This is a genomic window from Rhizobium indicum, from assembly GCF_005862305.2.
Classification (GTDB): domain Bacteria; phylum Pseudomonadota; class Alphaproteobacteria; order Rhizobiales; family Rhizobiaceae; genus Rhizobium; species Rhizobium indicum.
Window position 1 is genome coordinate 3,217,312 of sequence record NZ_CP054021.1, and the last position, 14,583, is coordinate 3,231,894.

Genomic DNA, 14,583 nt, shown 5'->3' on the forward strand with positions numbered 1-14,583 from the left:
CTACCGCCACGCCACGGCGAAGACGACGGTGGCTGCGATCACACCGGCGATCATCGCCAGCACGTAATGGGTCACGACGCCGGTCTGGAGCCGCCGCAGCGCCCCGCCGCCGCGCAGGGTCAAGCGGGCGACACCGTTCACGACGGCGTCAACGCCGGTGGCATCGATCCGCAGTCCCATTCGCGCCGCCCCATGCAGGAAAGGCAACACAGCAGTCTCGGACACGTCGCTCACCGCCTTCTCGTAGCGCGCCAGCGGTTTTCCGGCGATCCACATGAAGACCCGTGCGCCCTTGCGGTAGAACCAATCGGTGTCGATGCTGATCGTGTTCTCGGGGTCGAGCGCCCTGAGGAATATGACAAAACCCAAGGCGGTGAACATCAGCACGCCAAGGCTCTCGGTGACATGGACGCCGGTGTAAGGTTCGTAGTCCACCGGATAGGGCAGAAGATCGTAAAGCGGCTGAGGGAACACCCCGATCGCGATGCAGAGCACCGCCGCCATGCCCATCGCAACCAGCATGTTGCGGGGCGGCTCCCGCGCCTCCAGCCCACGGTCGGTGCCAAAGAACATGTAGTATGGCAGCTTCAGTCCGGTGTGCAGGAACGTCCCCGCCGACGCCATGGTCAGCGCGAGCACCATCACAGCGCGGTGATCCTGTCCGGCGGCGGCCACCACCATCGACTTGGTGACGAAGCCCGAGAAGAATGGAAATGCCGAAATCGCGAAAGCGCCAACCATGTAGAGCGCCACGGTCACCGGCATGGTCTTGTAGAGCCCACCAAGCTCGGTGAGCTTGCGCCGGCCGGTGACGTAAATCACCGCCCCAGCACCCATGAACAAGAGCGCCTTGTAGAGGATATGTGCGAAGGCATGACTGGTGGCCCCGTTCACCGCCATCTCGGTGCCGACGCCGACGCCCGCCACCATGTAGCCCACCTGGCTAACGATGTGATAGGCCAGTAGCCGCCGGCAGTCGTTCTCCAGCACCGCGTAGACGACGCCGTAGAGCGCCATCGCGGTGCCGAGCCAAACGAGAAGTTCAGTTCCCGGAAACGCCCGCGCCAGCACATAGACGGCGGTCTTGGTGGTGAAGGCGCTCATGAACACCGCGCCGGTGACAGTCGCCTCCGGGTAAGCGTCGGTCAGCCATGCGTTGAGCGGCGGCACAGCGGCGTTGAGCATGAACCCGGCAAGGATCAGGTAAGCGCCGACGCCCATCTCGCCTGCGATCGGGCCGAAGAGCAGCGAGCCAGTCGAGAGCCCGTGGAGAATGACGCCGCCCAGTAGGACGACGCCGCCAGTGATATGGACCATGAGATACCGGAACCCGGCGGCGATCGCCTGTCGGCCGCCTTGGGCGAAGACCAGATAGGCAGAGGCAAACGCCATGCCTTCCCAGAACAGGTAGAGCGTCAGGTAGTCGCCGGCGAACACGATGCCGAGGGCGCTGCCGACGTAGACAAATGCAGCGACATGCTGGCCGGGGCGAGACAGGTGCAGCGCATAGACCGTTCCGATCAGCGCCATGATGGTGAAAACGGTGGCGAAGACGATGCTCAGCTTGTCGACCTTGGCTATGAGGATTTCCTGCCCGATGAACTGCGTCGCGCCGTAGCTTCCCGGTTGTACCGTCAGCACGGCGAGGATCGCCAGCGCCGGGATCAGCAGCAGATAGGCTTTGCGGATCGATCCGTTCAGGAAAGGGATCGGCAGGGCGCCGAGAATGAACAGCAGGGCGGGATGGACGAAGTCAGTCATAATAGTCCTCGCGCCGCATGAGCCCAGCCCGATGGCCGAGGAACTTGGAAACGAAAATCAGCAGCACGCAGGATAAGAAGCCGTAGACGGCCGACCAGCCCGGCAGGCGGTCCCACAGGTATTCGGCGTGTTCGCGGTGGACCAGAAAGTCGGCGATGACGATCAGAACGAGCACCAGATAGAACAGCCGGCGGCGCTGGCTCGCATGTTCCTCGTCACCAAAGAAGTCGACGACACGCTTAATCATCTGACAACTCCTTCCGCCAGGGTGAGGAAATAGCCGGGAAAGATGCCCATCGACACCGACAAGATGGCGGTCGCAACCAGCGGGATCGTCATCATCGGAATTTCACGGACCGTCGCCGGGCTCTCCTGCGCTTCCGTCCCGAAAAAAGCGACATAGCTGACAGGCAGGAAATAAGCTGCGTTCAGGACCGAGCTCGCAAGGAGCACGACCAGGAACGCAATTTCGCCCGCCTCCACCGAGCCCCGCGCCAGATACCACTTGCTGACGAAGCCCGCGGTCGGCGGCACCCCGATCATGCTCAGCGAGGCGACGAAAAAAGCACCCATCGTCCAAGGCAGCCTGCGGCCGATGCCGGCCATGTCGCTGATATTCCGCTTTCCCGACGCGCAAAAGATCGAGCCGGCGCAGAAGAAGAGGGTGATCTTGGAGAACGCATGAGCCGCAATGTGGAGGATGCCGCCGACCATCGCGACCGGCGACAACAGAACCGCGCCCAGAACGATGTAGGAGAGCTGGCTGACCGTCGAATAGGCGAGCCTCGCCTTCAGGTCGTCCCGCGTCAGGGCATAGACGGACGCCATCAGGATCGTGAAGGAGACCAGATAGGCCGTGGCGATGCCCAGCCCCAGCCCGCCCACCAGCCCCGTGCCGAAAATGTGGAATACCACCCGCAGCACGCAGAACACGCCCATCTTGACCACTGCCACTGCATGCAGGAGCGCGCTGACCGGTGTCGGCGCCACCATCGCGGCAGGCAGCCAGGCGTGCATCGGCATCACCGCAGCCTTGGCAAAACCGAAGAGATAGCAGAAATAGACGACAGTAAGCATCGGGGCCGAGGCATCGACCCGCGAGAGCAGCCCCCCCGCCACAAAATCGAGCGACCCCGCAATGTGGTAGGTCAACGCCAGCGCGGCGAGAAGCAGGCTTTTCGACGCGCCCATCAAATAGACGAGGTACTTGCGGCTGCCCGCCCATCCCTGTTCATCCTCGTGGTGGTAAACAAGCGGATAGGTCACGAGGCTAAGCATCTCGTAGAAGATCACCAGCGTGAACAGATTGGCGGAAAAGGCGCCCCCGACGGCCGCCGCGAGGCTGGTGGCGAAGCAGGCGAAGAACCTAGTCTGCGCATGCTCGTTCAAGTGGCGCATGTAGCCGATGGAATAGATCGCCGCCACGATCCACAAAAGCGACGAGACGGTGGCGAATACCATGCCGAGCGCATCTACCCGGAAAGCGAAGTCTATCCCCGGCAAAATTTCGAACAGGCGCAAATCGACCGTCCCGCCCGCCAGCACCGTGGGCGCCATCGAGACGACAATCGCGAACATGGCGATTGCAGCGAGCGGCGAGACGATATCGCGGAGCTTCTCGCGGTTGTGCAGAAGGAGAACGGCAAGGGCCGCCAGGCCTGCTATGGCGACGGCAAGCAGCGGCCGGATCGATATCACCGGGTCCAAAGCCGCTATCCTTTCATCATGGTCACTTCGTCGACCTTGAGGGTGGATTTGTTCCTCACGAGGGCGACCAGGATACCGAGGGCGACGGCAACTTCCGCCGCGGTAGTTGCGATGACGAAGATCGCGAAGATCTGCCCGCGGAAATCGCCGTAGTAACGCCCGAAAGCGATGAAATTGATGTTGACCGAGTTGAGCAGCAGCTCCAGCGACATCAGCACGACCAGGATATTGCGCCTGACCAGCACGCCCGCTGCTCCGATCACGAACAGGACCACTCCGAGTAGAATGTACCACGAGAGCGGAACCATCATCCCTGCTCCTTCCGCGCCAGCACGATGGCGCCGACTAGGGCGGCCAGAAGGATGACGGACGCAGCTTCAAACGGCAGGAGATAGTCGGCGAAAAGTGTCGTGCTGAGCTGCCTGATCTGATCGCCGCCGCCCATGGCAGCGGGCTCCGTGATCGAAAAGCGGTCGCTCCAGAGCACCAGCACAAGCATCTCGATCCCAAGCAGGATGAGCAGCACCATGGCCGGCAGGTTGCGGCCCGGCAAGAACCGCTGCAACACCGCTTCACGTACATCGATCATCATGATCACGAACAGGAACAGGACCATGATCGCGCCGACATAGACGAAGATCTGGATCACCGCGAGCAACGGCGCCTCGAGCATAACGAAGATTGCCGAGATGTTGAGGAAACACGCCATCAGCGCCAATGCGCTGTGCACCGGATTCCGGGCCAAGACCACCGTCAGGGCCGTGATCACGGACACCGTAGCGAACAGAAGAAAGAACCCCGGATCCATCGACGCCGACCCTCCGACGCGAACCGCTACCCGGCGCGAGACGGCCGGATTTGAGATTGCGCCGCAACTTCCGATGCGTTCACAAATTGTGCCCTAATATTGGATTTTTCACAAGATTATTGTCATTGGCGGAGCAAGACCGGGTCGGTCCGGATGTGGCGAAGGTCGCTTGCGAAGCGCGCGCTTTCGATAGCGCCGTACCGATTTTATTGTTCCATAGGCAAATGGCTTGAGCCGGTCGGTACCGACGTTTTGTTACGGCGTAGTGGGAAATTTCTTCCAAACACCGGCTGTTTCGCCGAAGTTACAAGTCTCTGTGGCTTCAGGCCCCCGCAGCCAAATCCTCTGAAGATCAGCAACTACCTTCTTATCGCTCGCGGAAAAGCTTCGCTTTCCCTGGCGATGGTAGCTCCTCGTTCGCAAAGCTCACCATAACCTGAAGGGTCCGAAGGACGGTTCAAATCCTGCCCCCGCAACCAGACACGAGGATTTAACGCCTCTTCAGGGGCCCGCAAGAAGGCGAAGCCGACGCAGCGGGACAGAAAACAACAAATCCTGAAACCGAAACCAAACTTCCTTCCAAAAATCAAACGCTCTTCGTGGAGCAGCCCGCTCGGCGGACAATCGATTCACTGGATCGATTACTTATCCGCCTCACCTCGCCAGGCTCATAACCTGAAGGATGAGCGGTCGCTCGGGCCTCGCCCGATAAAACAGTCCACTGGACTGTTTTAAGACCCGAACGGGGCAAAGCATGCCCCCGCAACCAGATTCCCCAATACACTCCAGAGACCAAAATTCAAAAGCCCTCCGACAAGGAGGGCTTTTTGCGTTTCCAGATGTGATCGAGGAGTTAACCCCTCAGCAGGGGGCCGCGACAAGGCCAGGCGATGATGAATGGCCGATCTGCCTATATGCCCGTTCGAGCGTCTGAATCACGTCCTCGCCTCGACAGGTGAAGCGTGCATAGTTCTCGAATCAACCCATTTATCGGTTCTTAAACAAAGAATGACAGCTTAGCTCCAATCGGTGGCGAGGGTGCATTCGTGGTAAATGGTTTGATGTCGCGGGTTCGCATTCAGACGAAGGTGCTCGTACTTTTGGCGCCATTCGTCATTAGCCTATGCGCAGTGGGACTGACGGGGTACTACGCGTCCAGCCTTCTCGAGGGACGGATGGAGATCTCCAACCATGTTTTGCAGTCCCTGAACGGGTTCAAACATGTTTCTTCCAGCATGACCGGCTTTCTGATGAAGCCGTCGCCGGAAGCTCGTGATACCGCGCTTGCGGACGCCCGAGAGCAACTGGCAAACCTGAAGCAGACGATCGAGAGGCTAAGGCTGACGACTGATGTGGGGCTTCTTGACCGGGCGCTTGATCAATCGCAAATCATTCCACAAAAGATCGAAGCGATTTGGCAAATCGAAACGGGACAGCAGAAAATTCTCAGTGATGTGGACGCTGCTTCCGCGGCACTTCTTGACCTGCAAGGGCAGGTTGGCAAGCGCTCGTTCATGCTGATGGCCAGTGCGAAAAAGATGGAAAATGCCAACAAGAGCGGCCTGAGCAATTCCGTTTCCATCAGCGCCGCCGCCAGTGTCGCGACAAAACTTCGCAATGACTATGCGAACGCGACGACGCCGGCTGACAAAGTTAGCCTGCTAGCCAAATATGCGCCCGATTTGCAAAAGGCCAAGGAGCAGCTTTCGCCTGCTGTAGCGACCGAAGCCCTCGCCGCGCAGTATGCCGCTGCTGTGGATGCCATCGCCAACGCTTCGAAGGTGTCGCCTAACACTTTGGATGTCCCAGCAACGGATACCGCCGTCGCCAATCTTGCTGCAACTGGCGACAGTCTCAAGACGATTGGCGACGATCTGATGCGGACCTCCGTGCTTGCGCTTGCTGCGTCGGACAAGGATATCTCTCAGGCGACGAATGTCGGCAACGCACTGCGCGCCATGGTTAACAGCAATAACGAGATTCGCGTCGGTTTCGCCGAACTCGCCGGCAATCCGGACGAAGCGCGAGTGAAGAAAGTCCAGCAGTCGATCTACATGTATCAGACCGAGCTCGGCCGTCTCGCCGGAGTGGTGAACGACGATCCCCTCTTTGCCGAAATTCCGAAGAAGGCTCAACCCGTCCTCGATCTGCTCGCGGCGAACGCGGCAGCGCTCTCCGAAGGTGCGGCGCGCAAGCTGGCCGAGTTCGACAGCGCTGCGGGGCAGATCGACAACACCTGGAACCTGCTTGCTCAGTTCGCCGAGACGCAAAGGCAAAATGCTGGGCAGGATCGTCAACAGGCCAATAGGATATCCGGCGGAGCCATTGTCTTCGGCATCCTGATCGCTATGACCGCGGGTGCGGCGCTGGTCGTCACCCTGAAGGGACCGATCACCCAGATTACCGCAGCGATGCGCAAGATCGCAGAGGGAAGGCTCGATACCGCAATCACCGGCGAGGCACGAGGCGACGAAATCGGGGAAATGGCCCGTGCGCTTTCCGTCTTCAAACAAAATGCCCTGTCGAATGTCGAAATGGAACAACAGGCCGAGATCGCGCGTAGTGATGCGGAATCTGAGCGCGCCCGCAACGAACTCGAGCGACGTAGCGCCAAAGCCCAGGTTGACGCCGCAATCGAGGCGCTTGCAGAGGGACTCACACGGCTGTCGCGCGGGGAGTTGAATTTTTCGATCGATACGCCCTTTGCCTCCGAACTCGACCGGATCCGCACCGATTTCAACATGTCGGTGGCGGGTCTCAGGGAGACGCTCTGCGATATCCGCGAGACGTCTTCTCTTATCAGCGACAATGGCCGACAGATGGCGGAAGCCGTTGATGACCTGGCCAGCCGAACGGAAAAGCAGGCGGCTGCACTTGAAGAAACCGCAGCGGCAGTGGAGGAGATTTCTTCCGCCGTCAACACCTCTTCGGGACGGGCAGCAGCAGCGCTTGCGCTTGTCCAACGCGCCAAACAGGGCGCCGACGCCTCGGCTTCGGTGGTCCAAAACGCGGTTTCGGCCATGGGACGGATTGAGGACGCGTCGGGCAAGATTGTTCAGATTGTCAGCGCCATCGACGCCATCGCTTTCCAGACCAATCTCTTGGCCCTAAATGCGGGAGTCGAAGCGGCAAGAGCGGGTGAGGCCGGCAAGGGCTTTGCTGTCGTGGCACAGGAGGTGCGGGAGCTGGCGCAGCGATCGGCTCGCGCAGCCAAGGAAATCGGCGAACTCATCAACAATTCCGTCCGCGAGGTTGCGTCCGGCTCCGAATTCGTCGGCCGCACCGGCAATGCGCTGATGGAGATTTCCAGCGAGATCGTCCACATCGTCGGTCATATCGAGCTCATCGCCTCGTCAAGCCGCGACCAAGCGACGACACTCCATTCGATCAACGCATCGGTGAACGATATTGATCGAATGACGCAACAAAATGCGGCGATGGTGGAAGAGACGAATGCTGCCACCCGACAGCTATCGTCCGAGGCGCTTGCACTTACCGACATGATTGCACGCTTTCGGCTTGAAGGCCACGAGAGCCCGGCTTCAAGAGGGTACGAGGCTGCGGCATAACAGCAGCATGTATTCGCAGAACCTGTTAATTTGCTTTGAGATGCATGGTTTCCGATCAGAAGGCTGATGAGTGATACGTTTCCCTTGATCAGTTTTCAGGTGCACGATCGTTGCTAAAATAGCAATATTCTAATATACGTGGAGCCGGCGTTTTAATATTTTCGCAGCGGCAAGCAACGTCCCTCCAATTGGCGGGCGTTTATTATCCTATTCAGCAGGGCGTTCGACTTCATGAAGTAGATTAAATATTTATAGGGGGGAGGAATAATGCGAAAATGGGCATCTTCTTTACTGACGGCTCCGCACGCAAGGTGTCGTCTTCCGTTTACAGTCTCGGGATTGCCAGCGCTCTTTGTCGTGGTGCTCTTTGCCGGTGTCGCTTCCGCGCAGGCGCCGACTGAAGAGCAGCGCAATGCGATCAGGGCGGAATGCCGCTCCGATTTCATAGCGCAATGTTCAGGGGTGACGCCGGGCGGTATCGAGGCGCTCACTTGTCTGCAGCAGCATAGCGCCACGCTTTCGGCCGGTTGCCGGAAGGCGGTGGCGGCGATAAGCAAACCCAAGTCGACATCGGCGGAGCCGGCCCCGGCGGCGCCCGCAACGACTGGGGCGACCAGCCCGGCGCCCGCCACCGGTACGCCAGCGCATCAGCCGACCCAGGCGCAGCGCAACGCCGTCAAATCGGCCTGCCAACGCGATTTCATGTCGCAATGCTCCGGCGTTACACCGGGCGGCACCGAGGCACTCAGTTGCCTGCAGCAGCACAATGCCGCTCTATCGGCGCCGTGCCAGCAAGCCGTTGCGGCCTTTGGAGGATCAGCGGGGGGAGGATCAGCCGGATCAACCCCAGCCAGCGGCGGTGCCGCGGCGACGGTTGCGACCACACCTGCTCCTCGGGCCATGATGCCGGCCTTTTCGCCGCGCGAGGAACTGATGATCCTGCGCGAAACCTGCGGATCGGATTTTCGGGCGCTGTGTCGCATGGTGCCTTTGGGCGGAGGGCGGGGTATCGCTTGCCTGCGGGACAATCTGCAACGCGTGTCGCCTGCCTGCCAAAGGGTGCTGACCTCGGGACTATAGCTTCTGTTCGAATCCCTGCTGAAGAGCCCCCCAACGGCAACCTGCTTCCGCGCGAAACCGCAAGTGATCGCGCGACAGGCTGTTGCCACAGCCTTACTGAACCTTCGATATCTCCGTTTCGGCGAGGCCCGCGGTCTTTGTGAGCCCTTTCCAATATTCCTCGAGGCGCTGCAACAGGACGTAGAAGGACGGGACAAAGAGCACGGCGAGGCAGGTCGAGGCGATCATGCCACTGAAAACCGATATCCCGATCGATTTGCGGGCGGATGCGCCGGCGCCGGTCGCCAGCACCAGCGGCAGGACGCCGAGGATAAAGGCGAAGGACGTCATCAGAATTGGCCGGAAACGCAAGCGGGCGGCTTCGACGGCCGCATCCAGTATTTCCATGCCTTCCGCCCGCCTTTCCCTAGCATATTCGACGATCAGGATGGCATTCTTCGATGCAAGCGCGATCAGCAGGATAAGGCCGATCTGCGTATAGAGGTTGTTGGCGACGCCGGCTGCCATAAGCGCTGCCACCGTGCCGAGGAGGGCGAGCGGCACGGCGAGAAGGACTGCCAGCGGCAAGAGCCAGCTTTCATACTGGCCGGCGAGCACGAAATAAACGAGGAGCATGGCAAGCGCGAAGATGAAATAGATCTGCCCGCCCACGGCCTTCTCCTGATAGGACAGCGCCGTCCATTCGAAGCCTGTACCCGGCGGCAGTGTCTGATCGGCAATCTGCTCCATGACGTCGAGCGACTGGCCGGAACTGAAGCCGGCGGCAGGCCCGCCAACGATCGTTGCCGACGGGTAGAGATTGTAGAGGCTGATCAGGGAGGGGCCTTGTGTCGTCGTGACATCGACGACCGTGCCGAGCGGCACCATTGTGCCGTCACCGGCCTTGACCTTCAGATTACGGATGTCTTCGGCGCTGACCCGGAAATCGGAAGCGGCCTGGGCATAGACCTGGAAGGTGCGGCCAAATTTGTTGAACTGGGTGACATAGCTCGATCCGACATAGCCGGAGAGAGCGGAGAAGACCTGGCCCACCGTAATTCCCAGTGTCTCTGCCTTGATCCGATCGACGGAAACGGCAAGTTGCGGCACGTTCGAGCGAAAAGGCGTACTCAGCCTCTGCAGCGACGATTGGGCACTGCCGTTCTTGACGATCGTATCGGCAAGCGATTGCAGCAGCGGGTAGTCGGAAATGCCGTTCCTGATCTCGACCTGCATGGTAAAGCCGCTGGCATTACCGACGCCCTGGATTGGGGGCGGTACCACCACCAGCGTCTTGGCGGCGAGCACGCTTTGCAGCGCGCCGTTCAAATGCTGGTAGATCGACAGCAGATCCTGCCCCTTTTCCTTGCCGCGCTCGTCCCAATCCTTCAGCACGACATAGGCGACGCCGGCATTCTGCAGGCTGGCATTGTTGTCGAGAACGGAAATGCCGCTGATGGTCAGCACCTGATCGACGCCAGGCGTGGCTTCGGCGATCTTGCCGACCTCTTCCATCACCGCGTCGGTGCGTTCCTTCGATGCGCCGTCGGGCAGCTGGGCACTGATCAGCACATAGCCTTGATCCTCGATGGGCAGGAATGCGGTCGGCAGGCGGGCGAGCCCCCAGACGGCGATACCGATCAGCACAAGTGCTGCTATGACCATGATGCCGCTGTGTCGGGTCATCGATCCGATCAGCCCGGCATAGCTGCGTTCACCCCTGTCATAGACCCTGTTGAAGCCGCGATAGAAGATGTTGCGTTTCTCGGGCGGGACCGGCGGCCGCAGCCAAAGGGCGCATTGCGTCGGTTTCAATGTGACGGCATTGATCGCGCTGATCAGTGCCGTGGCGGCGATGACGAGGGCGAACTGCCGATAGAGCTGCCCGGTCAAGCCGGGCAGGAAGGCGGCCGGAATGAAAACCGCCATCAGCACCAGCGTGATGCCGATGACCGGGCCGAGCAGTTCCTCCATCGCCTTTTCGGCCGCCTTTCGGCCGGACATGCCCGCCTCGATGTGTCGGGCGACACCTTCGACGATGACGATGGCATCATCGACGACGATGCCGATGGCGAGAACGATGGCAAACAGCGTCGACAGGTTGACGGTGAAGCCCAATGCCGCCATGGCCGCGAAGGCGCCGATGATGGTGACCGGAACTGTGGTCGCCGGCACAAGCATCGCCCGCCAATCCTGCAGGAAAACGAGAATGACGATGAGAACGAGAACGCCGGCCTCGATCAAGGTGACGTAAACTTCGTCGATGGAGGCCTCGACGAATTTCGTCGTGTCGAACGGCACGTGATATTCGAGGCCCGGCGGGAAGCTTTTCGAAAGCTCCTGCATTTTCGTGTTCACTGCCTGTGCCACCGCAATGGCATTCGCCTCCGGCAGCTGAAAAATGCCGATACCGGCTGCCGGTCGGCCGTTCTGCATGAAGGACTGGCTGTAGGTCTGGGCGCCGAGTTCGACGCGGCCGATGTCGCGGATGCGCGTAATGCGGCCACCCTGTCCGCTCTCGACCTTGACGACGATATTCTCGTAGTCGGTCGCCTCGTTCAATCGGCCATTGACGTTCAGTGTATATTGGAAGACCTGTCCCTTCGGTACCGGCGGAATGCCGATCTGGCCGGCGGCAACCTCCTGGCTCTGCTGCTGCACGACACTGACCACATCCTGCGGCGTCAGGCCGCGCGCCTGCAGCAGGTTCGGATCCATCCAGATGCGCATGGCGTACTGGCCGGCACCGAACACCGTGACGTTGCCGACACCCGGCAGGCGGGCGAGTTCATTCTGCAGATTGATGACGGCGTAGTTCGACAGGAACAGGCTGTCATAGCGGCTGTCGGGCGAGGTCAGGCTGACGAAGCCGAGGATCGCCGTCGACTTCTTTTGCGTCGTCACACCCTGAAGCTGCACCGCTTCGGGAAGCGATGACATCGCTATGGCGACGCGGTTTTGCACCAGAACCTGGGCCTGGTCCGGATCCGTTCCGATGGCAAAGGTCACGGTCAGGGAATAGGTGCCGTCGCTTGCGCTCGTCGACTGCATGTAGAGCATGTCCTGCACGCCGTTGACCTGCTGCTCGATCGGCAGCGCGACGGTATCGACGAGGGTCTGTGCGCTGGCGCCCGGGAAGCGCGTCGTCACCTGCACCGTCGGCGGAACGACATTCGGATATTGCGCCACAGGCAGCTGGAACAGGGCCACCGCGCCGATGAGCACGAAAACCAACGCCAGAACATTGGCGAGTATCGGTCGCTCGATGAAGAAACGCGAGATCATGCTGTTGTCCTTAGACGTTCAGATGAAGCATGGCGGCGGATTCATTGCGTGGTGGTCTTGGCCTTGGCATCGCCGGCGGCATTGGCCGTCGGGTTCATTTCCATCTTCTCGGGGGTGACCTTGCTGCCGGGAATGGCCTGCTGGATACCTTGGGTCACCACCCAGTCAGCCGGATCGAGGCCGGACTGGATAACCCGAAGCGGACCTTCACGCTGGCCGGTCTTGACCTGCTTCTGCTCAACGACGTCGTCCTTGCCGAGAACAAGCAGGTAGCTGCCCAGCTGGTTTGTCCCGATGGCGTCGTCGCGCACCAGCAGAGCCTTGTCGTTATGGCCGACCGGCACCCGAACCCGCACGAAGAGACCGGGCAGCATGGCGTGGTCCTTGTTGTCGAAGAGGGCGCGCACCTGAAGCGTGCCTGTGGAGGCATCGAGCTGCGGCGAGACGTAATCGAGATGTCCCTTATGCGGGTAGCCTTCCTCGGTCTGCAGGCCGAGTTCTGCCGGAATGCTTGGAAGATCCGTCTGCTTGAAGGTGCGCCCCTGCCTTGCCAGGGTTTCCTTGATCATCAGCACCTGGGTTTCGCTGACGTTGAAATAGGCATAAAGCGGATCCGTCTGAACGATGCTGGCGAGTTTGGTGGGACCGGATACGCCGACGAGCGCGCCGATATCGACGAGGTGATCGGTGACGGTGCCGTCGAACGGGGCAAGCACCTCCGTATATCCGAGGTTGATCGTCGCGAGATCGAGATTGGCCTGAGCGTTGAGGATGGATGCATTCGCTTCGTCGAGGGTCGCCTTGGCGCTGTCGACCGCGGTCTGGGTGGTGACCTGTTGCTTCGACAGATTGAGCTGGCGGTCATACTCCTGCTTTGCGCCGACTTGGGAAGCCTGCTGCGAGGCGAGTGACGCCTTCGCCTGATCCAGTTGCGCCTGATAGGTGTTGCGCTCAATTCCGAAGAGCTTGGTGCCCTTCATCACCGTCATGCCGTCCTGATAGTCGATCGATTGGACGTAGCCTTGGACGCGCGCCTCGATATCGACGGAGTTGAGCGGCGCCGTGTTGCCGGTGAGTTCGAAATAGAGCGTCACCGGTTGCTGGATCGGCTGGGCGACCCGAACCGGATGTGGAGGAGGGGCAACGTAAGTATTGCCGCTTTCCTCACAGCCACTGAGAATTGCCATGCCGGCGAGCACCACAGACAGGTGCAGACCCTGATACAATCTCACACGCATTGCCGCCGCCCCGATGTTTACGAGCCTACTACATAATTCATCAAATCGAATCGGTTTGTTGAATTATGAAGCAATTTCAACGAGATACTGCGTCCTTTGCGCGTCTGAATAGACGCGCGGCGCCGTAGTCTTCATGCGTGCCTCGGTGGAGACGACCCCTCTCCGAAAAGTTCCGGGCATGCGATATTATGTCGCGGCATTGCTAAAAATTGCAATAGCTGCTGGTGCACAATTAAACTGTGAGCTCGTCCTCGACGGATGCCATGATGCGGCTATGGTTTCCCCAGCCGTTCGATGGCAAACTGTAGTGGTGCATCCGAAACACGGATCAGCCCGACATATGGGTTCGCCATATCCGAAACCAGGAAGATGGCGCCGGCGACGGACAGGGCGCAGACGAGTAGAATTGACAGCACCGTCGGATTGGCCGGCGCCTGCAGCCCGAAGGTCGCAAAGAGCAGCGAAAGCCAACAGACGAGAACGGTCAAAAAAGCCCAGGGCAAGCCCTCTTTGCCGGATTCGACCAACAGCCAGTGGGTCTCGGCCACCATGCCGCTCACTTCCAGCGCACGCGCCTGGAGAGAGTGCTGCACGGCATCCCTCGGCGCCAGGGATCGAAGGTCGGCCTGAACCGCCTCGATATCCTGATATTCCCCCGGCGCATTGCCGGACGTCTCGTCGATGGTCTCGGCAGTCCAGCCACGGCTCAGCCGTTTCTCGATGAGTTCACGCAGCAATTGACGTGCCTTGTCGGTTTCCGGCCCGTATTGCGCCATGACCCGGTCAAGCAGAAGTACCCGTGCCGCCGCCGTTCTCATTTCCACTTCGGCATTGTCATAGGACGACTTGGCGGATGCGATCAGAAGGCCGAGCGCCAGGGCAGACAGCGTTCCCACCACTGCGGTCGCCAGCCTGATGACGTCCTTGGATTCTGCATTGAGATGGTGATCCGGCAAGCGGCCGCGCACCATCAATCCTAACGATGTTGCCATCGACAGGAAAACAAATACAAGCCCGCCAACCAACAGTGAGCCCAAGCCCTGTCTCCGTATCGCCACGTAAGTCCTGCAGTCACCTTGCAAGCTGTGCTGCTATCATAGCGGAAGACAGATCAAGCACGGAACTCTTTACTTTCCTGATCTTGTGCGGCCGCAAT

Annotated in this window: 10 protein-coding genes; 2 read left to right on the plus strand and 8 right to left on the minus strand. The window is 60.1% G+C overall.

Annotated features, from left to right (window positions below; all coding sequences use genetic code 11):
• Genes FFM53_RS15760 through FFM53_RS15780 form a run of 5 tightly spaced genes read right to left on the minus strand, consistent with a single transcriptional unit; the run spans position 1 to position 4,276 of the window.
• A complete protein-coding gene (locus tag FFM53_RS15760) occupies positions 1-1,761 on the minus strand; it encodes a Na(+)/H(+) antiporter subunit D (protein ID WP_138391158.1) in 1,761 nt (586 codons plus the stop codon).
• Positions 1,754-2,008, minus strand: a complete 255-nt coding sequence (locus tag FFM53_RS15765; protein WP_063474349.1) for a hypothetical protein — start codon at positions 2,006-2,008, stop codon at positions 1,754-1,756. The genes FFM53_RS15760 and FFM53_RS15765 overlap by 8 nt, the downstream gene beginning before the upstream one ends.
• Positions 2,005-3,468, minus strand: coding sequence for a monovalent cation/H+ antiporter subunit D family protein (locus FFM53_RS15770; RefSeq protein ID WP_138391157.1), 1,464 nt, complete (start codon positions 3,466-3,468; stop codon positions 2,005-2,007). Before FFM53_RS15770 ends, FFM53_RS15765 begins: the two co-directional genes overlap by 4 nt.
• 5 nt (positions 3,469-3,473) lie before the next feature.
• Positions 3,474-3,776: an NADH-quinone oxidoreductase subunit NuoK gene (nuoK, locus tag FFM53_RS15775; RefSeq protein WP_138391156.1), complete on the minus strand. Its 303-nt coding sequence runs from the start codon at positions 3,774-3,776 to the stop codon at positions 3,474-3,476.
• Positions 3,776-4,276: an NADH-quinone oxidoreductase subunit J family protein gene (locus tag FFM53_RS15780; protein WP_138334957.1), complete on the minus strand. Its 501-nt coding sequence runs from the start codon at positions 4,274-4,276 to the stop codon at positions 3,776-3,778. The genes nuoK and FFM53_RS15780 overlap by 1 nt, the downstream gene beginning before the upstream one ends.
• Positions 4,277-5,322: 1,046 nt before the next feature.
• Between FFM53_RS15780 and FFM53_RS15785 the strand changes: the two genes are divergently transcribed.
• Positions 5,323-7,845 carry a methyl-accepting chemotaxis protein gene (locus FFM53_RS15785; RefSeq protein WP_138391155.1) on the plus strand — a complete coding sequence of 841 codons (2,523 nt, stop codon included), beginning with the start codon at positions 5,323-5,325 and terminating at the stop codon, positions 7,843-7,845.
• A gap of 267 nt (positions 7,846-8,112) precedes the next feature.
• The gene (locus FFM53_RS15790) at positions 8,113-8,925 is read left to right on the plus strand and encodes a hypothetical protein (RefSeq protein ID WP_138391154.1); all 813 of its coding nucleotides are present in this window, start codon (positions 8,113-8,115) and stop codon (positions 8,923-8,925) included.
• Between the two features lie 93 nt (positions 8,926-9,018).
• Here the strand turns inward: FFM53_RS15790 and FFM53_RS15795 are convergent, their stop codons facing one another.
• From FFM53_RS15795 to FFM53_RS15805, 3 genes are all read right to left on the minus strand, one after another.
• Entirely contained in the window at positions 9,019-12,189 is a 3,171-nt protein-coding gene (locus FFM53_RS15795; protein ID WP_138391153.1) for an efflux RND transporter permease subunit, read from the minus strand.
• A gap of 41 nt (positions 12,190-12,230) precedes the next feature.
• Entirely contained in the window at positions 12,231-13,427 is a 1,197-nt protein-coding gene (locus tag FFM53_RS15800) for an efflux RND transporter periplasmic adaptor subunit (RefSeq protein ID WP_138391152.1), read from the minus strand.
• A 272-nt stretch (positions 13,428-13,699) separates the two neighbouring features.
• The gene (locus tag FFM53_RS15805) at positions 13,700-14,464 is read right to left on the minus strand and encodes a bestrophin-like domain (protein ID WP_138334962.1); all 765 of its coding nucleotides are present in this window, start codon (positions 14,462-14,464) and stop codon (positions 13,700-13,702) included.
• Positions 14,465-14,583 lie beyond the last annotated feature (119 nt).